We start from the raw sequence: 24,073 nt of genomic DNA on the forward strand, positions 1-24,073 counted from the left end.
TCGCGGGTTGGGCTGGGGCGGAAAGGGCGCCCTTCCGGGAAATGGCACACCCGACAACGACGGGCGCAGTGCGACTCTGGTTGCGGTTCGCGGGTTGGGCTGGGGCGGAAAGGGCGCCCTTCCGGGAAATGGCACACCCGACAACGACGGGCGCAGTGCGACTCTGGTTGCGGTTCGCGGGTTGGGCTGGGGCGGAAAGGGCGCCCTTCCGGGAAATGGCACACCCGACAACGACGGGCGCAGTGCGACTCTGGTTGCGGTTGGCGGTTTGCGCTGGATCGGGCCGGTACTCATTCCACATTTTTGGCGATGGCGCCGGGGATGGCGTACATGTGGGCGAAGGCTCGGGCCTGGTCGCCGGTCCAGAGGGATGAGCCGTAGCCGTAGACGACGCCCTGGCGGGTGGCCGCGTCCAGCAGGCTGTAGGGGCTGCGGCTGCCGAGCGGGATCACGTTGCCCTTGATCAGTTTGATCCGGACGTCGCCGGTGACGCGGCGCTGGCTGCTGTCGAGGAAGGCGCGGTAGTCGTCGAGGATCGGATCATAGTAGACGGCCTCGTGCAGCAGGTCGCCGTACGCGGTGCCGAGCTGCGCCTTGGTGGCCTGCTGCCGGTTGCTGAGCACCAGCCGCTCCAGCTCGCGGTGCGCGGCGATCAGGGTGAGCATGCCCGGCGCCTCGAAGCCGACCCGGGCGAGGTTGCCGACCATCGTCGAGCCCATGTGGATGCCCCGGCCGACGCCGTGCTCGGCGGCGAGCACGTTGAGGGCGCGCAGGATCGCGTAGTTGGGCGCGTCCGCTCCGGTGCCCTCGATCGGCTGGCCGTCCACGGTGGACGCCGAGACGACCTCGCCCTTGTCGAAGCCGAGGATCAGCTCGACGCCGTCGTCGGGCGCGTCGGCGATCGACCTCGTGTACGTCCACGCGTCCTCGGGCAGGTAGTCCCAGGAGCCGTACGTCTCCTTGCCGCCGATGGTGGTGCCGATCAGGCCCTCGTTGATCGAGTACGTGGTGATCTTGTCGGGGGTCTGGAAGCCGCGCTCGAGCAGGTAGTCCCGCTCGTACTCGCGGGTGAGCCGCTCGTCGCGGATCGGCGTGATGATCTCCAGCTGCGGCGCGAGGGCGCGGATGACCGAGTCGTAGCGCACATGGTCGGCGCCGGCGCCGGTGGAGCCGTGCGCGACCGCGTCGGCGCCGTTGTCGAGGGCCGCCTGGACGACCTTCTCGGCCTGCACCAGCCGCTCGGCGCCCACGCACGACGGGTAGCCGCCGTTGCGCAGGTAGTTGGCCTTGATCGCGTACGTGATGACGCGGGAGTACAGCTCCTCGCGGGCGTCGATGACGAAGTGCCGCGCCGAGCCCAGCTCCTCCGCGCGCTTGCGGACCGCGTCGGCCTCGCCGCTGTGCAGGCCCCCGGTGTCGATGTTCGCGGTGAGCACCTCCCAGCCCTGCTCCCGCAGGGAGACCAGGGCGTACGAGGTGTCGAGGCCGCCGGAGAACGCGAGGACGATCTTGCGCTTGGACATCAGTTTCCTTCGGACGGGTACGGGAGTTCGAGGATCGGCACGTACGACGTCCCGTCCTTGACGAGGTGACCGGGCCTGAGCACGTAGTACGTGTGCTCGCGGGCCTCGATCGCCTTCTGCATGGCACGCTGCCGCTCGTAGTCGAACGGGTCGAGCAGGAACGTGGGTTCGGGCTCGCTGCCGGCCACCGGGACGGTGAAGTCGTTCTCGTAGACGAACGATCCGGGCGAGGTGTGGAAAGGCACGGTGGCGACCATGATGCGCAACCGGCCGAAACGGGTATGCACGCGCAGGGCGGTGTTGTCGTACTGGGTCACGCCGTCGAGCTTCTGCGCCTGGTAGACGGAGAGGGCCAGGGCCTTCAGCGCCCGGCCCAGCCCGACGTTGGTCATCACCGACCACAGCGACCAGCCGACCCAGGTGCCGGGCGCCGCGCTGGGCGCCGCGCAGTAGCCGCCGATCGGGATCGGGCCGTTGTAGTCGCTCTGCTTGACCTTGTCGAAGACCGCGCGCAGGTGCCGCTTCGCGTCCTCGTCGAAGGCGCTGGTCTCCAGTGTCTCGGTGAACTGCGCCTGGGGCAGCGCGGCGATCACCGCGGCCGACGGCATCAGGATCAGGTCGACCATCACCCACTGCGGCATCGGGATGCCCCGGTCGCCGAACGCGATGCCGTTGATCACGTTGAACAGGTTGAGGAACTCGCCGGTGTCCCAGCCCTTGTCCGCGCTGGTGTCGGTGAAGTCCAGCCAGGCGAGCTTGTGGCCGTACGGCGCCTCGTTCAGGTACGGGCGAAGCGTGTCGTTCGAGGCCAGGTAGAACTCGAGCCCGTGCCCCTGAAGCTTCTGCATGTTGTCCGCGAAGCCGGGGAAGAAGGCCTCGACGGCGGGCTGCTGCGCGATCACGGCAGGGTCCCTTCGTTGTCCGTACGGCTCCACGCCGTGAGCTTGTCGGCGAGCCGGGCGCCGGACCCGGTGTCCGGCGCCGGTTCGCGCGCGACCACGAGAATGGTGTCGTCGCCGGCGATGGTGCCGACGACGTCCGGCAGCCCGGACCGGTCCAGGGCGCTGGCGAGGAACTGGGCGGCGCCCGGCGGCACCCGCAGCACGACGAGGTTGCCGCTGACGTCGACCGAGTTCAGCAACTCGCGCAGCAGCCGGATGAGCCGGGCCGGAGCCTGCTCGACCGGGCGCAGCGGGGGCCGCCCGTCCTCGGGGATGACGTACACGCCGCCGGCCTTGACGGCCCGCAGCTCCTCGAGGTCGCGCGACAGCGTCGCCTGGGTGACCTGGACGCCGTCGAGGGCGAGCAGCTCGGCGAGCTCCGTCTGCGACCGCACGGCCTTGTCCCGGATCAGGTCGACGATCCGCGCGTGCCGCGCCGCGCGGGTGCCCGGCCCGGTCATGAGGACGAGGTCTCCAGCAGCCAGGTCAGCAGCGCCTTCTGCGCGTGCAGACGGTTCTCGGCCTGGTCGAGGACGGCGCTCCGCGGGCCGTCCATCACCTCGTCGGTGATCTCCTCACCCCGGTGGGCCGGCAGGCAGTGCAGCACGATCGAGCCCGGCGCGGTCACGGCGAGCAGGTCCTGGTTGACCTGGTACGGCCGGAACGGCGTGAGCCGGTCGATCCCGTCGTCCTCCATGCCCATCGAGGTCCACGCGTCGGTGGCGAGCACGTCGGCGCCCTTGGCGGCCTCATACGGGTCCCGCAGCACGCCGATCGACCCGCCCGTGCCGGCGGCGATCTCGCTCGCCTCCGCCACCACCGCGGGATCGGGGTCGAACCCGGCCGGGCCGGCGACCCGCACGTGCATGCCCGCGGTGGCGCCGGCCAGCAGGTACGAGTGCGCCATGTTGTTCGCGGCGTCCCCGACGTACGTGAGGGTCCGCCCGGCCGTGCCGCCCAGCCGTTCCCGGATCGTCTGCAGGTCGGCGAGCAGCTGGCACGGGTGGAACCCGTCGGTCAACGCGTTGACGACCGGCACGTGCACGTCCGAGGCCAGCTCGGCGAGCCGCTCGTCGCCGGACGTACGGAACACGATCGCGGACACGTAGCGCGAGACGACCCGGCCGGCGTCGACCAGGGTCTCGCCGCGGCCGAAGTGGGTGGCCTGGGTGTCCACCACGATCGCGTGGCCGCCCAGCTCGGCGATCCCGGCCTCGAACGACAGCCGGGTGCGCAGGCTGACCTTGTCGAAGAAGACCGCGACCGACTTCGGGCCCTCCAGCGGCCGGTAGCGGAACCGGTCCGCCTTCATCGCCGCGGCCAGGTCGAGCACGGTGCCCTGCTCGGCCGGGCTCAGGTCGTCGTCACGCAGAAAGTTGCGGGTCACGGCAGTACCTCCCGGAAGGCGGCGACGAACGACTCGGCCTGCTCGACGGTCAGGATCAGCGGCGGCGCGAGGCGGATGGCGTCCGGCTGGACGGCGTTGACGAGGAAGCCCTTGTCGCGCAGCCGGCCGGTGAGCTCGGCGGAGACCGGTTCGGTGAGCACGATGCCGAGCAGCAGGCCGGCGCCGCGGACGCCGGAGACCAGCGGGTGACCGAGCCCTTCGACGCCGCGGCGGATCACCTCGCCGACCCGCTTGACGTGGTCGAGCAGGCCCTCCCCCGCGATCGTCCGGATGACCGCCAGCCCGGCGGCGCAGCTCACCGGGTTGCCGCCGAACGTGGTGCCGTGCAGGCCCGGCGTGAACAGGTCGGCGGCCGGGCCGAACGCGAGGCAGGCGCCGATCGGCAGGCCGCCGCCGAGGCCCTTGGCCAGGGTGACGACGTCCGGCTCGATGCCCTCGCTCTGGTGGTGGAACCAGTGCCCGGTACGCCCGATGCCGGTCTGCACCTCGTCCAGGACCAGCAGCGCCCCGGTCGCCGTGCAGATCTCCCGGGCGGCCGCGAGGTAGCCGGGCGGCGGCACGACCACGCCCATCTCGCCCTGGATCGGCTCGAGGATGACCATGGCGGTCTCCCCGGTCACCGCGGCCCGCAGCGCGTCGCTGTCGCCGTACGGGACATGGGTGACGTCTCCGGGCAGCGGCCGGAACGGGTCCGCCTTGGCCGGCTGACCGGTGAGGGCGAGCGCTCCCATCGTGCGGCCGTGGAAGCCGCCGTCGGTGGCGACCACGTGGCTGCGGCCGGTGAGCCGGGAGAGCTTGAACGCCGCCTCGACGGCCTCCGCCCCGGAGTTGCCGAACATGACCCGACCGGGCCGGCCGGCGAGGGCGAGCAGCAGTTCGGCGAGGGCGACCGGCGGCTCGGCGACGTAGAAGTTCGAGACGTGCCCGAGCGTGCCGATCTGCTGGGTGACGGCCTGCACGATCGCCGGGTGGGCGTGGCCGAGGGCGTTGACCGCGATGCCGCCGAGCAGGTCGACGTACTCGTTGCCGTCCTCGTCGGTCAGGACCGCGCCGGAACCGCTCACCAGGCCCAGCGACGGGGTGCCGTAGTTGTTCATGAGGCTCTGCTGCCAGCGTTCGACGAGGCTCATGCGGGGACCACCATCGTTCCGAATCCTTCCGAGGTGAAGACTTCGAGCAGCGTCGAGTGCGGGACCCGGCCGTCGACGACGTGCGCGGCGGGCACGCCGCCCCGGACGGCGCGCAGGCAGGCCTCCATCTTGGGCACCATGCCCGACTCCAGCCGGGGCAGCAGCTTCGCCAGCGCGTCCGTGTCGATCTGCGAGGTCAGCGACGAGGTGTCCGGCCAGTCGGTGTAGAGGCCCGGCACGTCGGTCAGCACGACCAGCTTGCGGGCGCCGAGCGCGATCGCGAGGGCGGCGGCGGCCGTGTCGGCGTTGACGTTGTGCACCACGCCGTCCGCGTCGGGCGCGACCGTCGCGACGACCGGGATGCGCCCCGCGGCGATGAGGTCGTCCACGGCCGAGGTGTCCACCGCGGCCACGTCGCCGACCTGGCCGATGTCGACCGGCTCGCCGTCGACCACGGCGTGCCGGCGCACGGCGGTGAACAGCCGGGCGTCCTCGCCGGACAGGCCCACGGCGAACGGTCCGTGCTCGTTGATCAGCCCGACGAGCTCGCGCCCGACCTGGCCGACGAGCACCATCCGGACCACGTCCATCGCCTCCGGCGTGGTGACCCGCAGGCCGCCCCGGAACTCGCTGGCGATGCCCAGTTTGCCGAGCATCGACGAGATCTGCGGGCCGCCGCCGTGCACCACCACCGGCCGGATGCCGGCGTACCGGAGGAACACCATGTCGGCCGCGAAGGCCCGCTGGAGCCCGGGGTCGATCATCGCGTTGCCGCCGTACTTGATGACCACGGTCGAGCCGTGGAACCGCTCCAGCCACGGCAGCGACTCGATGAGGACGGCGGCCTTCTCCTGCGGGGTCACGTGCTGTACGCCGAGTTCTCGTGCACGTACGCGTGCGACAGGTCCGTGGTCCAGATCGTCGCGTCCATCTCCCCCTCGTGCAGGTGCACCTGGATGGTGACGTCGCGCCCGGCAAGGTCCACCTTGGACCGGTCCTCCGCGGCGGCGCCGCCCCGGCACACCCACACGCCGTTGACGCCGACGTCGACCCGGTCGGGCGCGAACGCCGCCTTCGTCGTGCCGACGGCGGCGAGGATCCGGCCCCAGTTCGGGTCGTTGCCGAACAGCGCGGTCTTGACCAGGTTGTTGCGGGCGACCGTACGCCCGACCTCCACCGCGTCCGCCTCGCTCGCCGCGCCCAGCACCTCGATGGTGATGTGCTTGGTGGCGCCCTCGGCGTCGGCGATGAGCTGCTGGGCGAGCGCGTGGCAGGCCTCGGTCACCGCGGCGGTCAGCTCGTCCTGCTCGGGCTGCACGTCGGAGGCGCCGCTGGCCAGCAGCAGCACGGTGTCGTTCGTGGACATGCACCCGTCGGCGTCGATCCGGTCGAAGGTCAGCCGGGTGGCCTCGCGCAGCGCGGTGTCCAGCGCCTCCGAGCCGGCCACCGCGTCGGTGGTGAGCACCACCAGCATCGTGGCCAGCGCGGGCGCCAGCATCCCGGCACCCTTGGCGATGCCGCCGACGGACCAGCCGTCCCGCCGCACGTGCACGTTCTTGGCGACCGTGTCGGTGGTCATGATGGCCGCGGCGGCCTTCTCCCCGCCGTCGGGGGTGAGCGCCTTGACGGCGGCGGTCACCCCGGGCAGCAGCTTGTCCATCGGCAGCAGCTCGCCGATCAGGCCGGTGGAGCAGACGGCGACGTCGCCCGGGCCGATCAGCAGCGGCTTAGGCCCGCCGCGCAGCACCGCGGCGGCGTGCTCGGCGGTGGCGTGGGTGTCCCGGAAGCCCTGGCTGCCGGTGCACGCGTTGGCGCCCCCGGAGTTCAGCACGACGGCCCGCACGACGCCGCCCTTGAGCACCTGCTGGCTCCACAGCACCGGCGCGGCCTTGACCCGGTTGCCGGTGAAGACGCCGGCCACGGTGGCGTCGGGCCCGTCGTTGACCACGACGGCGACGTCCGCACCGCCGCTGGCCTTCAACCCGGCGGCGACCCCGGAGGCCCGGAAACCCTTGGGCGAGGTGACGGTCACGGCGCCACCCCGAAGACGGAGAGCCCGGCGGTCTCGGGCAGCCCGAGCATGAGATTCGCACACTGTACGGCCTGAGCGGCGGCCCCCTTGCCCAGGTTGTCGAGCGCGCTCAGCACGACGATCCGTCCCGAGTCGGCGTCCAGCGTGGCCTGCAGGTGGCACGAGTTCGACCCGAGCGTCGCGGCGGTGTGCGGCCACGCCCCCTCGGGCAGCACGTGCACGAACGGCTCGTCCGCGTACGCCGCCGCCAGCACGTCACGCGGAGGCGTGCGCCCGATCGGCCGCGCGGTGACCGTGGCGAGAATCCCCCGCGGCATCGGCGCGAGCACCGGCGTCATCGACAGCGAGTCCGCGCCGGTGGCCTGCTTGATCTCCGGCACGTGCTGGTGCGCCCCGACCTTGTACGGGCTCAGGTCCCCCATCACCTCGCTGCCGAGCAGATGCGCCTTCGCGGACCTTCCGGCACCGGACGTCCCGGAGGCGGCGACGACCACGACGTCGGCGGGATCGGCGACCCCGGCGGCGATGAGCGGCGCGAGCGCCAGCGTGATCGCGGCCGCGTAGCACCCGGTGTTGGCGACCCGCCCGGAAGCGGCGATCGCGGCCCGCTGCCCGGGCAGCTCGGGCAGCCCGTACGTCCAGGTGCCGGCGTGCGCCCCGCCGTAGTACCGCTCCCACGCCGCGGCGTCCCGCAGCCGGAAGTCGGCGCCCAGGTCCACGACCTTCACCCCGCCGGGCAACTGCGCGGCCAGCGCCGCCGACTGCCCGTGCGGCAGGGCGAGAAAGACCAGATCAGCGTCGCCCAGGGTGGCGGCCTCGGTCACCCCGAGCGTCAGCTCCAACCCGGCGAGCTGCGGATGTACGGCAGCAACGGGCGTGCCCGCCTGCGTGTGCGCGGTGGCGGCGACGAGGTCGAGCTCGGGATGCCCGGCAACCAGGCGCAGCAACTCACCCCCGGCATACCCACTCGCCCCGGCGACAGCAACCCGGATTCCCATACCTACCTCCGCATGACTATGCAGAGAACCGTATAACGCCGCCCGTCCGATCGGCAAGCACGTATGCGTCGGGTCACCCCGTAGAGTCGCCTGATGCTCCGATGCGATCGACGAAGCTACCGCGAACCGCCGGCCCCCGCCGTCCGGCGCACCGACGACGGAGCCGGCCGGTCCGCCGCCGAGCTGCTCGCCGGGGCATGAACGCGGCCCCCGCCGGACCGGGTGCGAGGGTCGTCGGCCGGCCCCGCGCCGCCTCGGTGCTCCTGTGGTGCGCCCTGCTGGCCCTGGGCGTCGCGGCGATCGTCCGGACGAGCGGCGTGAGCCTCGTCCTGGGTGTGCTGTTCGCCCTGTTCGGCACCGTCGGCCTGGCGTACCTGGCCCGGAGCCGGGTCTGGCTCGACGGCCCGGTGCTGCGTTACCGGCCGCTGGTCGGCGCTCGCCCGGCGCTGCGGCTCGACCGGCTGACCCGCGCCGAGCTGACGAATCTCGACTCCACGAACGGACGCCAGCTGCGGCTCGCCGACGCCGACGGCAACGCCGTGCAGCTCGACGCGACCAACCTCGACCTGCGGCGGCTGTACGAGGCGCTCGCCGGCCACCTCCGCGACGGCGACCCGGTGGCGAACGATCGCCTCCAGCGCCGGATGCGCGGATACCGGTCCGGCTACCCGGGCATCTGAGGTACAACCGAACGCAAAGCACCGGTTCCGGTACCGATTAACCGAAAAGCCGATCCCCGCGGAGGCCGGTACCGGTTCCGGGCTGTGCGACACTTCGGACGCTTGCCGATGTGTTGCCGTTCCGGGACCGTGCCCCCACGGTCGGACCGAGGAGAGTCGTGGCCGCTGCCGATCCGTACCGTGATCCCGCGCTGAGTGTCGAGCAGCGGGTCGAGGACCTGCTGGGCCGCATGACGCTGGCCGAGAAGGTCGGGCAGATGCTGCAGCTCGACGCCCGCCGCGACCTGAAGGACGCGGTCTCCGCGCGGCTGGCCGGGTCGATCCTGCACACCTCGCCGAAGAAGCTGCTCGAGGCCATCGACATGGCCGCCGACACCCGGCTCGGGATTCCGCTGATCACCGCCGAGGACTGCATCCACGGGCACGGGTTCTGGTCCGGCGCCACGGTCTTCCCGACCCAGCTGGCGATGGCCGCCACCTGGGACCCGGCCCTGGTCGAGCGGGTCGCCCGGGTCACCGCCGTCGAGGCGTCCGCGACCGGCATCCACTGGACGTTCTCGCCGGTGCTGTGCATCACCCGGGACCTGCGGTGGGGCCGGGTCGACGAGACGTTCGGCGAGGACCCGTTCCTGATCGGCGAGCTCGGCTCGGCGATGGTCCGCGGCTACCAGGGCGACGGCCTGGACGACCCGACCGCGATCCTCGCCTCCGCCAAGCACTTCGCCGGCTACTCCGAGACCCAGGGCGGCCGGGACGCGAGCGAGGCCGACCTGAGCCCGCGCAAGCTGCGCGCCTGGTTCCTGCCGCCGTTCGAGCGGGTCGCGCGCGAGGGCTGCCGCACCTTCATGATGGGCTACCAGTCCATCGACGGGGTGCCGATCACGGCCAACAAGTGGCTGCTCAACGACGTACTGAAGGGTGAATGGGGTTTCACCGGCACCCTGGTCACCGACTGGGACAACGTCGGGCGCATGGTCTGGGAGCAGAAGGTCTGCGCCGACGACGTGGAGGCGGCGGCCGTCGCCGTCCGCGCCGGCAACGACCTGATCATGACCACCCCCGCGTTCTTCGAGGGTGCCCAGGCCGCGGTGGAGCGCGGCCTGCTGGCCGAGGAGGAGATCGATGCCGCCGTACGCCGGATCCTGCGGCTGAAGTTCGAGCTCGGCCTGTTCGAGAACCCGCGCGCCCCCGACCCCGAGCGGCAGGCGGCGGTCATCGGGCACCCGGACCACGCCGCGCTGAACCTGGAGGTGGCCCGCCGGTCGCTGGTGCTGCTGCGCAACGACGGCACGCTGCCGCTGCCGGCCGGCGCCGCCCGTACGGTCGCGGTCATCGGTCCGAACGCCGACGACCCGCAGTCGCAGCTCGGCGACTGGGCCGGCGCGTCGGGCCAGGTCGACTGGATGCCGGACGGCCAGCCGCGCGAGCTGATCGAGACCGTGCTGGACGGCCTCCGGTCGGTGGCCCCGGCGGACTGGACGATCACCACCGCCCGCGGCGCCGACATCGAGCGGCTGGTGCCGGACCCGGTCGGCGAGTTCTACCACGACGGCCAGCCGCGCCCGCCGATCTCCCGGCCGGCCGAGGCGGATCCCGCGCTGATCGCCGAGGCGGTCGAGTGCGCGCGGGCGGCCGACTACGCCGTGGTCGTCGTCGGGGACACCGTCGCGCTGACCGGCGAGAGCAAGTCGACCGCCACTCTCGAGCTGCAGGGCGGTCAGATCGCGCTCCTCGACGCCCTCGCCGCCACGGGTACGCCGACCGTCGTCGTCCTGCTGAACTCCAAGCCCGCGGTCCTGCCGCCGTCCGCGCTGGGCGCCAACGCGATCGTGCAGGCGTTCAACCCGGGCATGCGGGGCGGCCGGGCGCTGGCCGAACTCCTGCTCGGCCTGATCGAGCCCAGCGGGCGGATGCCGCTCTCCGCCGCCCGGCACGTCGGCCAGCAGCCGATCTACTACAACCAGATCCGCGGCCAGCACGGCGACCGCTACGCCGACCTGAGCCAGGACCCGCTGTTCGCCTTCGGTGAGGGCCTCAGCTACACCACGATCGAGTACGCGGACCTGCGCGTCGACGAGGAGGACGTGGCCCCGGACGGCGCGGTGCGCGCGAGCGTACGGCTGACCAACACCGGCTCCCGGCCGGCGCTGGAGACCGTGCAGGCGTACGTGAGCGACCTCGTCACCAGCGTCACCTGGGCGGCCCGGGAGCTGAAGGCGTACCGGCAGGTGCGGGTGGAGCCGGGCGAGACCGTCACGGTGGCGATCGAGGTGCCGGCCCGCGACTGTTCCCTGGTCACCGCGGACGGGCGGCGCGTCGTCGAGCCCGGCGACTTCGACCTGCTGGTGGGCCCCGACTCGCGGGTGAGGAACCTGCTGCGCGCGCGGTTCCGCATCGGCTGACACCATCGGGGGGTGCTGACGCCGCCCGACGACCTGCCCGAGAGCGCGCTGCGGGCGGCGTTCGCCCTCGACGGGCCGCTGGAGTACCGGCCGGTCGGGTGGGGCAGCCACCACTGGGCGGCCGGCGACCGCTGGTTCGTCACGGTGGACGACCTGCTGGTCAAGCGCCGGCACGACGCCGAGGACCCGGACGCGGCGTACGAGCGGCTGCGCCGGGCCCTCGACGCGGCCGCGGCGCTGCGCCTGCCGTTCGTGGTGGCCCCGGTGCGGCCGGTGGTGCGGATCTCCGAGCGGTACGCGGCGGCGCTCTACCCGTACGTGAAGGGTGAGAGCTTTCGGTGGGGTGACTTCCCCACCGCGACCCACCGGGACGCCGTGCGGGACATGCTCGTACGGGTGCATGCCGTGCCGTCGGCGGCGCACCGCGAGGATTTCGTGGTCCCGCACCGCGACGTCCTCGCCGGGACGCCCTTTCCCGGCGCGGGCCCCTTCTCCCGGCGCGCGGACCGCCTGCTCGCGGACCACGCCGAGCCGATCGGCCGGTTGCTGGAACGTTACGACGTCCTCGCCGCTTCCGCCGACCGGTCACGGTTCGTGCTGACCCACGGCGAACCGCACCCCGGCAACACGATGCGCACCGCCGGCGGATGGAAGCTGATCGACTGGGAGACGGCGCTGCTGGCGCCGCCCGAACGCGACCTGTGGCTGCTCGGCGGCGACCCTGCGGCCTACACCGCGGCGACCGGCGTCGCGGTGGTGCCGGAGATGCTGGAGCTCTACCGGCACCGCTGGCTGATCAACGACATCTGCGTCGACGCGGACCGGTTCCGCCGCTCGCACAGCGGGAACGCCGACGACGAGGAATCCTGGGAACTGTTGCGGGCCAACGTGGAAAGAGGGCTGACATGACGCGCGTCGCGGTCACCGGCGGTAGTGGCAAACTCGGCCGGGCGGTCGTCGCCGACCTCGCCGGGCACGGGTACGACGTGGTGAACCTGGACGTCGCCGCGCCCCGGCCGGCGTTGAAGATCGACCTGACCGACTTCGGGCAGACCGTCGAGGCGCTCACCGCGATCGACGACCGGTACGGCTCGGTCGACGCGGTCGTGCACCTGGCCGCCATCCCGGCACCCGGGCTGCTGCCGAACGCCGCGACGTTCCACCACAACATCACGGCCACGTACCACGTCTTCCAGGCGGCGAAGCTGGCCGGCATCACGAACGTGGTGTGGGCGTCCAGCGAGATGGTGCTGGGGCTGCCGTTCACGACGCCGCCGCCGTACCTGCCGGTCGACGAGGAATACCCGGCCCGGCCCGAGTCGACGTACTCGCTGGTCAAGCACCTCGAGGAGCAGATGGCCGCGCAGTTCTGCCGGTGGAACCCCGCGCTCAAGATGATCGGCCTGCGCTTCTCCAACGTCATGGAGCCCGCCGACTACGCGGAATTCCCGTCCTTCGACGCCGATCCCCGCGCCCGCAGCTGGAACCTGTGGGGCTACATCGACGCCCGCGACGGCGCCCAGGCCGTCCGCAGGTCCCTCGAGCACGACGGTACGGGCTGCGAGGTGTTCGTCATCGCCAACGCCGACACGGTGATGAGCCGGTCCAGTGCGTCGCTGGCGGCGGAGGTGTTCCCGGGCGTACGCGTGACCCGGGAGCTCGGGGAGCACGAGACCCTGCTCTCGATCGACAAGGCCCGCCGGGTGCTGGGCTACGAGCCGGAGCACTCCTGGCGGAACCCGGCCGCGGCGATCCGGCGCAGCGAGTAGCCCGGCTTCCGCGCTGCCGCGGGTCACCGGACCGCTCGCCGGCGTCATCTGCGAGGCTCTGGTGGTGACCGGTACGGCGATCGCGGTGGCCGCCGTGGTGGCGGCGGCGACCCCGCTCCCACTGCTGCCCACCGCGCTGGGCCCGCACCGGCCGTGGTTGCCGGCGTCCTGGCTGGCCACCGCCCGCACGGACCACCGCCGCGTCCTGACCGTCCTCCGGTTCCCCCGCTCATGACCGGGCCGGTTCCTCCGCTCCTGACCGGGCCGGTTCCTCCGCTCCTGACCGGGCCCGCCGCCGACGCGGTCCGGGAGGTCTACGAGCGGGAGACGACGAGGGCCGGCGGCGCCTGGCACTCGCTCATCACCGCCGCCGGCACCGCGGGCGTCCGGCCAATCGTGGCGGACGACGCCGACCGGGTCATCGAGGGCTACAGCATGCAGAAGCTCGCCGTGGCCGTGGCCGTGCTCGACAAGGTGGACCGCGGGGAACTCGCCCTGGGCCACAAGCTCGACCTGACGGCGGAGCTCATCCTCGGCGGCTCCGGCATCTACGCCCTGCACACCGTCTGGGGCGACGCGCTCACCATCGCCAACGTCCTGACCGCGATGATCGTCATGTCCGACAACACCGCCGTACGGATGTGCGGGCGGGTCGCCCCGGCCGCCGAGATCAACGAGATCCTGGCCGCGAAGGGGTTCACGCACACCCGGGTCGAACCGGTCGCGGACCCGCACCGTTTCTACCTCGGCACGACGACGCCGCGCGAGACCCACGACCTGCTGTGGCGCCTGGCCACCGGCGCCCTGCTCGGCCCGGAGTCGTCCGCCTTCCTGCTGAGCCTCGCGCGCTGGATCGACGGCTACCACGACGGCGTACGCCGCACGATGTCCTCGGCGGAACGCAGCCGCGTGGCCACCAAGTACGGCGCCGACTTCAACACCCGCGGCGCCGCCCGGCACGAGGCGGGCATCATGTTCGGCCCGGACGGCAAGCCGGCCCTGACCTACGCGATGTTCGCCGACGCCCTCGGCGACCTCGACAACTACGGCTCGACCCACCCGGCGGTCCAGGCCCACGCCATCATCGGCCGCACCCTCCTCGACCACCTCCCGCACCTGCCGTAGCCGCTCCCCACAGCAGGCCGGCCCGCCGAGCCGCTGCCGCCGAACCACCTGCCGTCCGACCCGCCGCCGCGGCCGACGCCGGGCCGGCGCCCCACCCGGCCGGCGCCCCCACCCGGCCGGCGCTCCACCGGGCCGGCGCTCAAGCGGTCAGCTGCTCCGAGCGCTCCCAGAGCCGGCGGGCCAGGTCCGCATCGTCCGCGAGCCGGTTCAGGTTCTTGCCGGGCCGGCGCTTGACGTAGTAGCCGCCCGGCTCCCAGTCGACGCCCGGCCGGCTCGCCGCGAGCCAGACCAGCTGGTCGGCGCCCTTCTCCGGGGTGGTGAGCAGGGCGGCGCGGGAGAGGCGGTTGGTGGCGAGGAACCGCATCAGCCGGCTCGTGGTCTCGGAGCCGAAGTTGGTCGCCACATTGCCGGGGTAGAACGCGGCGGCCGAGATGCCCGCGGCGTGCCAGCGGCGGTGGAGTTCCCTGGTGAACAGGACGTTCTCCAGCTTGGCCGTGTTGTAGGCGCGCACCGGATCGTACCTGCGGTCGAGGTTCAGGTCGTCGAGGTCGAGCCCGCGGACCATGCCGCCGTGCAGGGTCGTCGTCTGGATCACCGTGGCGCGGGAGGCGATCAGCTTCTCCAGCAGCAGGGTGGTGAGCAGGAACGGCGCCAGATGGTTGATCTGGAAGGTTTTCTCGAAACCGTCGGCCGTCCGGGCCCGGTCACCGAAGACGCCGCCGGCGTTGTTCGCCAGCACGTCGATCTTTCCGTACGCGCTGTCGAGCGACGCCGCGAGCTTGCGCACCTCGCCGAGGTTCGTGAAGTCGGCGACGAAGAAGTCGGCGCCGATCCCCCGGGCGACCGCCTCGGTCTTCCCCGGGGAACGGCCGACGACGACCACGCGGTGGCCGTCCCGCTGCAGGCGGCGGGCGGCCGCGGCACCGATGCCGTCGCTCGCGCCGGTGATGACGATGGTCTTGGACATGACTTCAGAGTACGCCGAACCTGTCATTGACTGTCAAGTGAGACGTGAAGTGAAGCACTTTGTCGCGTCGTACACCGGAAACGCCGCCGGCAGCGATAGTGTCGGCGGACCATGACACCGAGCCAGGACACCCTCAGGGCGCGGACCCGCCGCGCGGTACAGCGGGAGATCGGCGACGCGGCGCTGGCGCTGTTCATCGAGCGCGGGTTCGACGCCACCCCGATCGACGCCGTCGCGGCGGCCGTCGGCATGTCCACCCGCAGCGTCTTCCGCTACTTCGCCACGAAGGAAGACATCGTCATCGGCAAGCTCGACCTGGCCGCCGACCGCATGCTGGAGACCCTGGCCGCCCGCCCGCCCGGCGAACCGGTCTGGGTGTCACTGCGGCACCTGTTCGACGTCGACGACCCTCGCCCGCAGGGGAGCACCGCGGCGATCCACCGGGTCGTCCTCGAGACGCCCGCGCTGCTCGCGGCGTACCTTCAGAAGCTTCAGGAAATCCAGGAGGCGGTGGCACTGGGCCTGCGGGAACGCGCCGCCGCGGCGGGCCGCCCCTACCCGGCGGACGACCCCACGCCGCGCGCCCTCACCGCCGCGGCCTTCGGCTGCTTCGTCGCCGCGCAGCACTCCTGGCTGGCGTCCGGAGCGTCCACGCCCCTCGCCGACGCCGTCGACCGCGCCATGGCGACCCTCGCCCCGGCAACCGAGGCCCAAGCCCCGGCCCAGACCCAGACCCAGACCCAAGCCCAAGCCCAAGCTCCGGCTCCGGCTCCGGCTCCGGCTCCGAGCTGACCCGGCAAACCCGGCACATCCGAGCCCCAGCCGACCGGCTCGGTCCCGCCCGGAACCGGCGGGACCGAGCCGGAGCAGCAGGACCGGGCCCGCCCAGGACCGGCCCGGCCCGCGTCGGCCGCCGCGTCAGGCGAGCGGCACCAGGGCGATCGCGTTGACCTGGGGCTGGTCGGCGCTGTGCCGGCTGAACGCGATGCTCACCGCACCGTCGGCGCCGACGGTGACCGGGAAGGCCTTCTCGACGCCGAACGAGTTCCGGCCGTCCGCGCCCGCCGTGATGGCCGCGCCGATGATGTCGAAGTCGTTCAGCACCGTCGTGCCGTTGATCGCCACGTCGAAGGAGCGCTGGCCGGGACGCGTGAAGTACCAGTCCAGGAAGTACAGCCGCGCCTCGTACGTCGCACCCGGCGTCAGCCCCGGGACGACGTACTGGAACTCGCCGTAGCGCGAGGTGTGCCAGATGTCGGCGGGGATGGGGTGCGCCACCGTACGGCTGAAGTTCGGCAGGCTGGGCGTACCCGCGGGCTTGGTGTCGATGCTGCCGCCGGTGCCGTAGACGTCCGCGACGAAGCCGCTGCCGCCGGCGCCGCCCAGGTCGATCGAGATTCCGGCGGGGTTCACCGGCGCCAGCGCGATGGCGTTGATCTGCGGCTGGTTGGCGGCGCCGCGGATGAAGTCGAACGTGGCGGTGCCGTCGGCGCCGACGGTGACCGGGAAGTCCTTCTCGACGCCGAACGAGTTCCGGCCGTCCGCGCCCGCCGTGATCGCCGCGCCGATGATGTCGAAGCCGGCCAGCACGGTCGACCCGTTGATCGCCACGTCGAAGGTCCGCTGGCCGGGACGCGTGAAGTACCAGTCCAGGAAGTACAGCCGCGCCTCGTACGTCGCACCCGGCGTGAGACCCGGCACGACGTACCGGGAGTCGCCGACGCGGGCGGTGTGCCAGATGTCGGCGGGGATCGGGTGGGCCACCGTACGGCTGAAGTTCGGCAGGCTGGGGGCCTCGGCCGGCTTGGTGTCCTCCCGCCCGCCGGTGCCGTACGTGTCGGCGGCGAAGCCCGTGCCGCCGGCGCCGCCCACGTCGATCGAGACGGCGCCGGTGAGGTCCGCCTGGGCGGCCGCGGGCGCGATCAGTCCGGCGCCCAGCGCGCCCAGCAGGACGGCGATCGCGGCAGCCGCGCGCCGGCGGGTCAAACGCATGCTCATTCTCTCTCCAGGGGTCGTGAGGGGGCGTTTGGAGAGCGCTCTCCAAGACCTCTTCAGCGTACGGAGGCCACACGGGGGGTCAAGGGCCGCTCACCAGGGCTGCACGATCGCACCCGGCGTACGGGTAAAGATCTGACATTGATGAGCATGGACACGTCGTCCGTAATGGACAAGCATGGTCAGGTATGACGGATCAGCGCGAGAAGCCCTCGTCCTCGCGACGCGCGTTCCTGTCCGCCTCCGCGGCCGTTGCCGCGACCCCCGTGCTCGGCCACGCCGCGCACGCCACCGGCCTGCGGAAACAGGTGCCCGACCCGGAGCTGAAGGCGCTGCTCCGGGAGATCGACCCGCACCGGATCGGCTCGATCGTCACCCGCCTGGCCGCCTTCGGCACCCGGCACACCCTCTCCAGCCAGGACGATCCCGAGCGCGGCATCGGCGCGGCGCGCGACTGGATCCACGAGCAGTTCCAACGGTACGCGGCACAGTCCGGCGGCCGGATGACCGTGGAGCTCCAGTCGTTCATCCAGCCACCCGGCCCGCGCGTGCCGGTGCCCACCCGGATCACCAACATCGTCGCCACCCTGCGCGGCGACCGCGACCCGGATCGGGTGTACGTGGTGACCGGCCACTACGACTCCCGGGCGACCGACGTGATGGACGCGACCAGCGACGCGCCGGGGGCCGACGACGACGCGTCCGGGGTGGCCGCCGTCATGGAGGTCGCCCGCGTCATGGCGACCCGGCGCACCGAGGCCACGGTCGTGTTCGCCGCCGTCGCGGGCGAGGAGCAGGGCCTCTACGGCTCCGACCACCTCGCCCAGCGGTACAAGGACGCGGGCGCGGACGTGCAGGCCATGTTCAGCAACGACATCGTCGGCACCGGGGACGCCCACGACGGCACCGCCGCTGATCCCCGTACGGTGAGATTGTTCGTCGAGGGGGTCCCCACGGCCGAGACGCCCGCGCAGACCTCGACCCGGCAGTCGGTCGGCGGCGAGAACGACGGCCCGTCGCGGCAGCTCGGCCGCTTCGTCCGCGACGTCGCGGAGAACCCCCAGACCGGCATGAAGGTCCGCGTGGTCTGGCGGCGCGACCGCTACCTGCGCGGCAGCGACCACATCTCGTTCCTGCTCCGCGGCTACCCCGCCGCCCGCCTCACCGAGCCCCGCGAGAACTTCGCCCACGAGCACCAGAACGTCCGCGTCGAGAACGGCATCCAGTACGGCGACCTCGTCGAGTTCTGCGACTTCCGGTACATCGCCCGGGTGGCCCGCGTGAACGCCGCCGCGCTCTGGTCCCTGGCCCAGGCCCCGGGCACCCCCAAGGGCGTGATCATCGACACCACCCAGCTCACCAACCAGACCACCCTGCGCTGGCAACCATCCCCCGCCACCGACCTCGCAGGCTACGAGATCGTCTGGCGCGAGACGACGGCCGCCGACTGGCAGCACACCCTCCCGGTGGGCACCGCCACCACGACAACGATCGACATCTCCAAGGACAACGTCTTCTTCGGCGTACGCGCAGTGGACCGCGAAGGCCACCGCAGCCCGGTCGCCGCTCCCACCCCCGGCTGAGATCGCCCACAGGCGAGCACCGACCAGCCGTTACCACTCGCCGGCGTCGTCCGGCCGTCACCCCTCTCGGCTGAAGGCGTTTACAGGCCGGCGTCGTCCGGCCGTCACCCCTCTCGGCTGAAGGCGTTTACAGGCCGGCGTCGTCCGGCCGTCACCCCCTTCTCCGGCTGAGAGCGTCCGCGGGCCAGGGCGGTCGCCGCTCCTCTCCTGGCAGCCATTGTGCACCGGCCGGTCCGGGCGGGCGGCGTTGTCCACAAGCCGGACCCGACCGGCTGACGTTGTCCACAGGCCCGGCCCGGGCGGCTCCGCGGCGGGTCCGTCCGGCGTAATGTCCCCAGGGCCCGGCCCGCCGGCCGGTGATCGCACAAACCCTGGGAGGCACGGGTGGCCTACGGCTACATCGGCACGATGCGCACCGTCCAGGACCACCGCGACGAGGTGGTCCGGATCCTGCTCTCGGGCACGCAGGGCCTCCGCGCAGCCGGTTGCCTTCTGTACGTCGTGAGCGTCTCCGACAGCGACAGCGAGCTGATCCACGTCACGGAGGTGTGGCAGAGCCGGGAGCACCACGACGCGTCCCTGCGGCTGCCGGAGACCCAGGCTGCCATAGCCCAGGCGATGCCCCTGCTCACCGGCGAGTTCACCCGCGAGGAGCTGACGGTCGTCGGCGGACTGGGCCTCGCATGACGGCGCCCTTCCCGCCGGTGATCGGCGAGACGCCTGCCGCAGACCGGGCCGGCACGACATGACGATCCTGGGCAGCGCCCTGGTCACCGGGGCCTCGCGGGGGCTGGGGGCGCGGATCGCGCAGCGCCTCGCGGGCGACGGCTGGCCGGTGGCCGTGAACTACCACTCCGACAGGGCGGGCGCGGAGCGGGTGGTGGACGCCATCGTCGCCGCCGGTGGGCGTGCGGCGGCGTTCCGGGCCGACGTGACCTCCGAGGACGAGGTTCCCGGGCTGGTGGCGGCGGCGGAGGCGGAGCTCGGCCCGGTGCAGGTGCTCGTCGCCAACGCTACCGGGCCGCAGCCGCTGGTGCCGGCCGCCGACGTGTCGTGGCAGGACCACCTGGACCAGCTCGTGTTCTTCGTGAAGAGCCCGGCGCTGCTGATGCGGGCCACGCTGCCGGGCATGCGCGCGCTCGGCACCGGCCGCATCGTGCACATCGGCTCGGACTCGTTCGAGCGGGCGCTGCCGGGGGCGTCGGCCTACAACGCCGCCAAGGGCGCGCAGATCGGCCTGGCCCGGACGTGGGCGCGGGAGCTGGGGGCGTACGGAATCACGGTCAACGTCGTCGCCCCGGGCTGGATCCCGGTCGAGCGCCACGGCGTCGTGACCACCGAGGACAGCGCCGGCTACGTCCGCGACGTGCCCCTCGGCCGGCTCGGCACCCCGGACGACGTCGCGGACGTGGTCGCCTTCGTGGCGAGCGACGCCGCCCGCTTCATGACCGGCGAACGCCTGACCGTCAACGGCGGCCACACCATCGACTGACCGGCGCCGCTTCCACCCAGCGGAGCTGCTCCCGGCCAGCGGGGCCGCTCCCACCCAGCCGAGTTGCGCTCCCACCCAGCCGGGACGCTCCCGGGCCAGCGGCGGCGCCACACCTGGCCAGCCGAGCTGCTCCCCGGCGCTCGGGGTCTCGGACAGCGGGGCCGCACCCGGCCAGCGGGCTACGCCTGGCCAGCGGCGCCAGCGCCTGGCCCTGGCCGCGATCGCCGTCGAGCCGGCCGCGGCGAGGCGGCCGGGCGGCGGCGGGCTCCCCGCCACCGGTGAGAGCCGGCCGGGCCCCCGCGCGGGGCGAGGGGCCCGGCCTTGGCGGTGTCTCGCGCGAAGCCTGGCTCAGGCGCCGCGCAGGGTCGCTCCCGTGCGCTCCGCGGCCGAGGCCACCGCTGCGTCGCGGGCCGCTACGGCCTCCTCGACCGTCAGGGTGCGGTCCGGGGCGCGGAACGTCAGCTTGTACGCGAGGCTCTTCAGCCCCTCGCCGAGCTGTGCCGACGCGTACACGTCGAAGAGCCGTACCGATTCGAGCAGGTTGCCCGCGCCCGCGACCAGGGCTGCCTCGACCGTGGCGGATGGCACCGATGACGGGACCACCAGGGCCACGTCGATCAGGGCCGGCGGGAAGGTGGAGATCCGGGTCGCCTGGGTGACCGGGCGGGGCGGGATCGCGTCGAGGTCGAGTTCCATCGCGCAGGTGCGCTTGGGGAGCTCGAGCGCCGACAGGACCGCGGGGTGGAGCTCGCCCGCGTGGCCGACCACGGCGCCGTCGACCGAGATCGCGGCGCAGCGGCCCGGGTGCCACGGCGCGTGGGTGGCCGCCTCGACGGTGACGCGGTCCGGGGTCATGCCGGCCGCGGACAGTGCGATGCGGGCCGCCTCCACCGCGTCCGACCAGGTGGCCGGGCGGCCCTCGCCCCACCAGCCGGCCGGGACGACGTCGCCGGTGAGCGCCGCGGCGAGGTGCCACGGCTGGGCCGGCACGATCGCGTTGGCCGCCGTCCAGTCCTCGTCGGACGGGCCGTGGTCGACGCCGAGCGGCGGCGGGGCCGTGGCGGTCAGGTGCGGCAGGAACACCGTACCCAGCTCGTAGAGGGCCAGGTCACGCTCGCCGCGGCCGAGGTTGCGCTTCAGCGTGGCCAGCAGCGGCGGCAGCAGCGACGTCCGCAGCAGCGGCTCCTGCTCGGACAGCGGGTTGGTCAGCCGGACCGCGCTGCGGCGCGGGTCGTCCGCCGGCAGGCCGAGCTGGTCCGCCGCCGCGGGGGCGACGAACGGGTACGACAGCACCTCGACGTAGCCGTTCTCGGCCAGCGCCCGGCCGACCGTGCGCCGCCGCGCCTGCTCGGCGGTGATGCCGCGACCGCTGTGGGCCGGCGGCAGCAGGCTCGGGATGGCGTCGTAGCCGCCGAGCCGGGCCACCTCCTCGATCAGGTCGATGCCGGCCACCAGGTCGGGACGCCACGTCGGCGGCGTGACCTCGAGCGGCTCCACCCCGGTGACCGCGCAACCGACCTGGCCGAGCAGCTCGGTGACCCGCTCGGCCGGGTACGCGACGCCGATCCGCCGCGTCGCCAGGTCGGTGGGCAGCAGCACCGGCGCCGGCGGCACCACGTGGTCGATGTCGAGCACGCGCTCGTCCACCGTGCCGCCCGCGTGCGCGGTGAGCAGCTCCACCGCGCGCTGCAGCGCCACCAGCGGCAGCTGCGGGTCGACGCCGCGCTCCCAGCGTTTCGCCGCCTCGCTGAACAGCTTGTGCCGGCGGGCCGTGCGCCCGACCATGACCGGGTCCCAGTGGGCCGCCTCGAGCAGCACGTCCACCGTGTCCGGCTGCACCTCGCTGGTCTCGCCGCCCATGACCGCGGCGAGCGAGATCGGCCCGGAGTCGTCGCAGATCACCATGTCCTCGGCGTCGAGCACGCGCGCGACGCCGTCCAGGGTGGTCAGCTTCTCCCCCGGCCGGGCGCGGCGCACGACCAGGCCGCCGCGCAGCAGGTTGAGGTCGAACACGTGCATGGGCTGGCCGAGTTCGAGCATCACGTAGTTGGTGATGTCGACCGCGAGCGAGATCGTGCGGATCCCGGAGGCGATCAGCCGGCGCTGCATCCACGCCGGCGACGGGGCGGACGGGTCGATGCCCCGGACCACCCGCGCGGCGAAGCGGTCGCAGCCGACCGTGTCCTCGATGCGGATCCCGTACGGGGCCTCGTCCGTGGCAGCCGCGGCCGCCGCCCGGCCCGGATCGGTGTACGCGACCGAGTACGCGTACGCCAGCTCGCGCGCGAGCCCCCGCACGCTCATCTGGTAGCCGCGGTCCGGGGTGATCTCCACGTCGAGGATCACGTCGTCGAGCCCCACGACCGGGCGCGCGTCGGCGCCGGGCGTCGCGGACTCCGGCGGCAGCACGATGATGCCGTCGTGGTCGCCGCTGAGGCCCAGCTCGGCCGCGGAGCAGATCATGCCGTGGGAGTTGCGCCCGTACGTCTTGCGGGCCCCGATCGTGAAGCCGCCGGGCAGCTCGCCGCCGGGTAGGATCACGACCACCAGGTCGCCCTCGGCGAAGTTGCGCGCACCGCAGACGATCTCCTGCGCGGCGGGGTTGCCGACGTCGACCCGGCAGAAGCGGATCGGCTTCTTGAACCCGGTCAGCTCCTCGATCTCCAGCACCCGCCCGACGACCAGGTCGCCCTTGATCGTGGCGGCCTGGTCGACGATGGACTCGACCTCGATGCCGAGGTCGACCAGCTTGCGCTCGAGCGCGGCCGCGTCGACGGCCGGCAGCTCGACGTACTCGCGCAGCCAGGACAGGGACAGCTTCATGATCAGACCGCCATACCGAAGTTGCGGGTGAACCGGACGTCACCCTCCACCATGTCGTGCATGTCGCTCACGCCGTTGCGGAACATCAGGGTGCGCTCGACGCCCATGCCGAACGCGAACCCGGAGTAGCGCTCCGGGTCGATGCCGCACGCGACCAGGACCCGCGGGTTGACCATGCCGCAGCCGCCCCACTCGACCCAGCGCGGGCCGTCGCGGTGCTGGGCGAACCAGACGTCGAACTCCGCGGACGGCTCGGTGAACGGGAAGTAGTGCGGCCGCCAGCGGGTACGCGCGTCGGCGCCGAACATCGCCCGGGCGAAGTGGTCGAGGGTGCCCTTGAGGTGGGCCATGGTGATGCCCTCGTCGACGACCAGCCCCTCGATCTGGTGGAACACCGGGCTGTGCGTCGCGTCGAGGTCGTCGGTGCGGTACGCCCGCCCGGGGCTGACCACGTAGATCGGCGGCTGCCGCTTGAGCATGGTGCGCACCTGGCCGGGCGACGTGTGGGTGCGCATGACCAGGCCGGGCAGGTCCACGTAGAACGTGTCCATGAGCCCGCGCGCGGGGTGGTCGGGCCCGATGTTGAGCGCGTCGAAGTTGGCCCATTCCAGCTCGAGCTCGGGCCCGTCGACGACGTCGTAGCCCATGCCGACGAACAGGTCGGACATGTGCTCCATGAGCGTGGTCAGCGGGTGCCGGGCGCCGCGCGGGCGCCGGTCCCACGGGAGGGTGACGTCGACGCGCTCCTCGACCAGCACCCGGGCGGCCCGCTCGAGCTCCAGCTCGGCGAGGCGGGCGTCGAACGCGCCCTGGATGGACTGCCGGGCCACGTTGACCCGCTTGCCGGCGTCGGACTTCGCGGCGGGCGGCAGGGAGCCGATCTCGCGGCGGGCCAGCGACACCGGCGAACGGTCGCCGAGGTGGGCGGGCTTCAGGGCGCCGAGCGCGTCGAGGTCGCCGGCCGCGGCGAAGGCCTTCCCGGCCTCGGCGACGGCGGCCTCGAGGGCCTCGGGGGCGAGCAGGGCGGCCTGCTTCGGATCGTACGGATCGTTGCGGTAGGACATGGTCGGGCGAACTCCCTCACACCGGATGAGCCATCGGGCAGTGTACGGAGGCGCGGCTGGGCCGCAGCCCGCCGGTCAGGGAGTTTGAGCGAAAGAGTCAGCCCGCGCGCCCGCGACCAGCGGGCTGGGTAAACATCCGAC

22 protein-coding genes are annotated in these 24,073 nt (G+C 72.8%); 10 read left to right on the forward strand and 12 right to left on the reverse strand.

From position 1 onward, the window contains the following. Positions 1 to 290 precede the first annotated feature (290 nt). The 8 genes from argG to argC are packed head-to-tail and all read right to left on the reverse strand — an operon-like array spanning position 291 to position 8,032. Positions 291 to 1,523, reverse strand: a complete 1,233-nt coding sequence (gene argG / locus CLV70_RS21085) for an argininosuccinate synthase (RefSeq protein ID WP_106128270.1) — start codon at positions 1,521 to 1,523, stop codon at positions 291 to 293. Continuing rightward, on the reverse strand, positions 1,523 to 2,425 hold the full coding sequence (locus CLV70_RS21090; RefSeq protein WP_245908370.1) for a hypothetical protein: 903 nt from the start codon (positions 2,423 to 2,425) through the stop codon (positions 1,523 to 1,525). The genes argG and CLV70_RS21090 overlap by 1 nt, the downstream gene beginning before the upstream one ends. Next, entirely contained in the window at positions 2,422 to 2,925 is a 504-nt protein-coding gene (locus CLV70_RS21095) for an arginine repressor (protein ID WP_106128271.1), read from the reverse strand. The genes CLV70_RS21090 and CLV70_RS21095 overlap by 4 nt, the downstream gene beginning before the upstream one ends. Continuing rightward, complete coding sequence (gene argF, locus CLV70_RS21100; RefSeq protein ID WP_106128272.1) at positions 2,922 to 3,851, reverse strand: ornithine carbamoyltransferase; 930 nt, start codon at positions 3,849 to 3,851, stop codon at positions 2,922 to 2,924. Before argF ends, CLV70_RS21095 begins: the two co-directional genes overlap by 4 nt. Continuing rightward, positions 3,848 to 5,002: an acetylornithine transaminase gene (locus tag CLV70_RS21105; protein ID WP_106128273.1), complete on the reverse strand. Its 1,155-nt coding sequence runs from the start codon at positions 5,000 to 5,002 to the stop codon at positions 3,848 to 3,850. The genes argF and CLV70_RS21105 overlap by 4 nt, the downstream gene beginning before the upstream one ends. Continuing rightward, complete coding sequence (argB, locus tag CLV70_RS21110; RefSeq protein WP_106128274.1) at positions 4,999 to 5,865, reverse strand: acetylglutamate kinase; 867 nt, start codon at positions 5,863 to 5,865, stop codon at positions 4,999 to 5,001. Before argB ends, CLV70_RS21105 begins: the two co-directional genes overlap by 4 nt. Beyond that, complete coding sequence (gene argJ, locus CLV70_RS21115) at positions 5,862 to 7,034, reverse strand: bifunctional glutamate N-acetyltransferase/amino-acid acetyltransferase ArgJ (protein WP_106128275.1); 1,173 nt, start codon at positions 7,032 to 7,034, stop codon at positions 5,862 to 5,864. Before argJ ends, argB begins: the two co-directional genes overlap by 4 nt. Continuing rightward, complete coding sequence (gene argC, locus CLV70_RS21120) at positions 7,031 to 8,032, reverse strand: N-acetyl-gamma-glutamyl-phosphate reductase (protein ID WP_106128276.1); 1,002 nt, start codon at positions 8,030 to 8,032, stop codon at positions 7,031 to 7,033. Before argC ends, argJ begins: the two co-directional genes overlap by 4 nt. Positions 8,033 to 8,229: 197 nt before the next feature. On the opposite strand from argC, the gene CLV70_RS21125 reads away from it, so the two are divergent. The 6 genes from CLV70_RS21125 to CLV70_RS21145 all read left to right on the forward strand — a co-directional run bounded on the left by CLV70_RS21125 (position 8,230) and on the right by CLV70_RS21145 (position 14,008). Then, positions 8,230 to 8,712: a hypothetical protein gene (locus CLV70_RS21125; protein ID WP_106128277.1), complete on the forward strand. Its 483-nt coding sequence runs from the start codon at positions 8,230 to 8,232 to the stop codon at positions 8,710 to 8,712. 158 nt (positions 8,713 to 8,870) lie between these two features. After that, positions 8,871 to 11,114 (forward strand): exo-beta-d-1,3/1,6-glucosidase, encoded by a 2,244-nt coding sequence (locus CLV70_RS21130; protein WP_106128278.1) that lies wholly within the window; start codon positions 8,871 to 8,873, stop codon positions 11,112 to 11,114. A 12-nt stretch (positions 11,115 to 11,126) separates the two neighbouring features. Next, the gene (locus CLV70_RS21135) at positions 11,127 to 12,023 is read left to right on the forward strand and encodes a phosphotransferase (RefSeq protein WP_106128279.1); all 897 of its coding nucleotides are present in this window, start codon (positions 11,127 to 11,129) and stop codon (positions 12,021 to 12,023) included. Further along, positions 12,020 to 12,883 carry an NAD-dependent epimerase/dehydratase family protein gene (locus CLV70_RS21140; RefSeq protein WP_106128280.1) on the forward strand — a complete coding sequence of 288 codons (864 nt, stop codon included), beginning with the start codon at positions 12,020 to 12,022 and terminating at the stop codon, positions 12,881 to 12,883. Before CLV70_RS21135 ends, CLV70_RS21140 begins: the two co-directional genes overlap by 4 nt. 64 nt (positions 12,884 to 12,947) lie before the next feature. Further along, positions 12,948 to 13,118 carry a hypothetical protein gene (locus CLV70_RS39760; protein WP_158277795.1) on the forward strand — a complete coding sequence of 57 codons (171 nt, stop codon included), beginning with the start codon at positions 12,948 to 12,950 and terminating at the stop codon, positions 13,116 to 13,118. After that, positions 13,115 to 14,008, forward strand: coding sequence for a serine hydrolase (locus CLV70_RS21145; protein WP_106128281.1), 894 nt, complete (start codon positions 13,115 to 13,117; stop codon positions 14,006 to 14,008). Before CLV70_RS39760 ends, CLV70_RS21145 begins: the two co-directional genes overlap by 4 nt. Before the next feature lie 139 nt (positions 14,009 to 14,147). On the opposite strand, the gene CLV70_RS21155 is transcribed toward CLV70_RS21145, so the two are convergent. Continuing rightward, positions 14,148 to 14,975: an SDR family NAD(P)-dependent oxidoreductase gene (locus CLV70_RS21155; protein WP_106128283.1), complete on the reverse strand. Its 828-nt coding sequence runs from the start codon at positions 14,973 to 14,975 to the stop codon at positions 14,148 to 14,150. Positions 14,976 to 15,086: 111 nt separating this feature from the next. Here CLV70_RS21155 and CLV70_RS21160 point away from each other — a divergent pair, with 111 nt between their 5' ends. After that, on the forward strand, positions 15,087 to 15,767 hold the full coding sequence (locus CLV70_RS21160; RefSeq protein WP_106128284.1) for a TetR family transcriptional regulator: 681 nt from the start codon (positions 15,087 to 15,089) through the stop codon (positions 15,765 to 15,767). A 126-nt stretch (positions 15,768 to 15,893) separates the two neighbouring features. Here CLV70_RS21160 and CLV70_RS21165 read toward each other — a convergent pair whose 3' ends face one another. Beyond that, complete coding sequence (locus tag CLV70_RS21165; RefSeq protein ID WP_106128285.1) at positions 15,894 to 16,973, reverse strand: malectin domain-containing carbohydrate-binding protein; 1,080 nt, start codon at positions 16,971 to 16,973, stop codon at positions 15,894 to 15,896. Between the two features lie 185 nt (positions 16,974 to 17,158). Here CLV70_RS21165 and CLV70_RS21170 point away from each other — a divergent pair, with 185 nt between their 5' ends. From CLV70_RS21170 to CLV70_RS21180, 3 genes are all read left to right on the forward strand, one after another. After that, positions 17,159 to 18,553: a M20/M25/M40 family metallo-hydrolase gene (locus CLV70_RS21170; RefSeq protein WP_106128286.1), complete on the forward strand. Its 1,395-nt coding sequence runs from the start codon at positions 17,159 to 17,161 to the stop codon at positions 18,551 to 18,553. A 384-nt stretch (positions 18,554 to 18,937) separates the two neighbouring features. Further along, positions 18,938 to 19,240 (forward strand): putative quinol monooxygenase, encoded by a 303-nt coding sequence (locus CLV70_RS21175; protein WP_106128287.1) that lies wholly within the window; start codon positions 18,938 to 18,940, stop codon positions 19,238 to 19,240. A 58-nt stretch (positions 19,241 to 19,298) separates the two neighbouring features. After that, on the forward strand, positions 19,299 to 20,045 hold the full coding sequence (locus tag CLV70_RS21180) for an SDR family oxidoreductase (RefSeq protein ID WP_106128288.1): 747 nt from the start codon (positions 19,299 to 19,301) through the stop codon (positions 20,043 to 20,045). A 348-nt stretch (positions 20,046 to 20,393) separates the two neighbouring features. On the opposite strand, the gene pheT is transcribed toward CLV70_RS21180, so the two are convergent. Continuing rightward, positions 20,394 to 22,868, reverse strand: a complete 2,475-nt coding sequence (pheT, locus tag CLV70_RS21185) for a phenylalanine--tRNA ligase subunit beta (RefSeq protein ID WP_106128289.1) — start codon at positions 22,866 to 22,868, stop codon at positions 20,394 to 20,396. 2 nt (positions 22,869 to 22,870) lie between these two features. Further along, on the reverse strand, positions 22,871 to 23,932 hold the full coding sequence (gene pheS / locus CLV70_RS21190; protein WP_106128290.1) for a phenylalanine--tRNA ligase subunit alpha: 1,062 nt from the start codon (positions 23,930 to 23,932) through the stop codon (positions 22,871 to 22,873). Positions 23,933 to 24,073 lie beyond the last annotated feature (141 nt).

Source organism: Pseudosporangium ferrugineum (assembly GCF_003002065.1).
GTDB lineage: Bacteria > Actinomycetota > Actinomycetes > Mycobacteriales > Micromonosporaceae > Actinoplanes > Actinoplanes ferrugineus_A.

Bases quoted from the DNA above. Each gene is read 5' to 3' on its own strand.
- CLV70_RS21095 (WP_106128271.1), bottom strand. From the start codon at position 2,925: ATGACCGGGCCGGGCACCCGCGCGGCGCGGCACGCGCGGATCGTCGAC.
- argC (WP_106128276.1), bottom strand. From the start codon at position 8,032: ATGGGAATCCGGGTTGCTGTCGCCGGGGCGAGTGGGTATGCCGGGGGT.
- CLV70_RS21170 (WP_106128286.1), top strand. From the start codon at position 17,159: ATGACGGATCAGCGCGAGAAGCCCTCGTCCTCGCGACGCGCGTTCCTG.
- pheT (WP_106128289.1), bottom strand. From the start codon at position 22,868: ATGAAGCTGTCCCTGTCCTGGCTGCGCGAGTACGTCGAGCTGCCGGCC.
- argG (WP_106128270.1), bottom strand. From the start codon at position 1,523: ATGTCCAAGCGCAAGATCGTCCTCGCGTTCTCCGGCGGCCTCGACACC.
- CLV70_RS21145 (WP_106128281.1), top strand. From the start codon at position 13,115: ATGACCGGGCCGGTTCCTCCGCTCCTGACCGGGCCGGTTCCTCCGCTC.
- CLV70_RS21105 (WP_106128273.1), bottom strand. From the start codon at position 5,002: ATGAGCCTCGTCGAACGCTGGCAGCAGAGCCTCATGAACAACTACGGC.
- CLV70_RS21180 (WP_106128288.1), top strand. From the start codon at position 19,299: ATGACGATCCTGGGCAGCGCCCTGGTCACCGGGGCCTCGCGGGGGCTG.
- pheS (WP_106128290.1), bottom strand. From the start codon at position 23,932: ATGTCCTACCGCAACGATCCGTACGATCCGAAGCAGGCCGCCCTGCTC.
- CLV70_RS21165 (WP_106128285.1), bottom strand. From the start codon at position 16,973: ATGAGCATGCGTTTGACCCGCCGGCGCGCGGCTGCCGCGATCGCCGTC.
- CLV70_RS21140 (WP_106128280.1), top strand. From the start codon at position 12,020: ATGACGCGCGTCGCGGTCACCGGCGGTAGTGGCAAACTCGGCCGGGCG.
- CLV70_RS21125 (WP_106128277.1), top strand. From the start codon at position 8,230: ATGAACGCGGCCCCCGCCGGACCGGGTGCGAGGGTCGTCGGCCGGCCC.
- CLV70_RS21155 (WP_106128283.1), bottom strand. From the start codon at position 14,975: ATGTCCAAGACCATCGTCATCACCGGCGCGAGCGACGGCATCGGTGCC.
- CLV70_RS21160 (WP_106128284.1), top strand. From the start codon at position 15,087: ATGACACCGAGCCAGGACACCCTCAGGGCGCGGACCCGCCGCGCGGTA.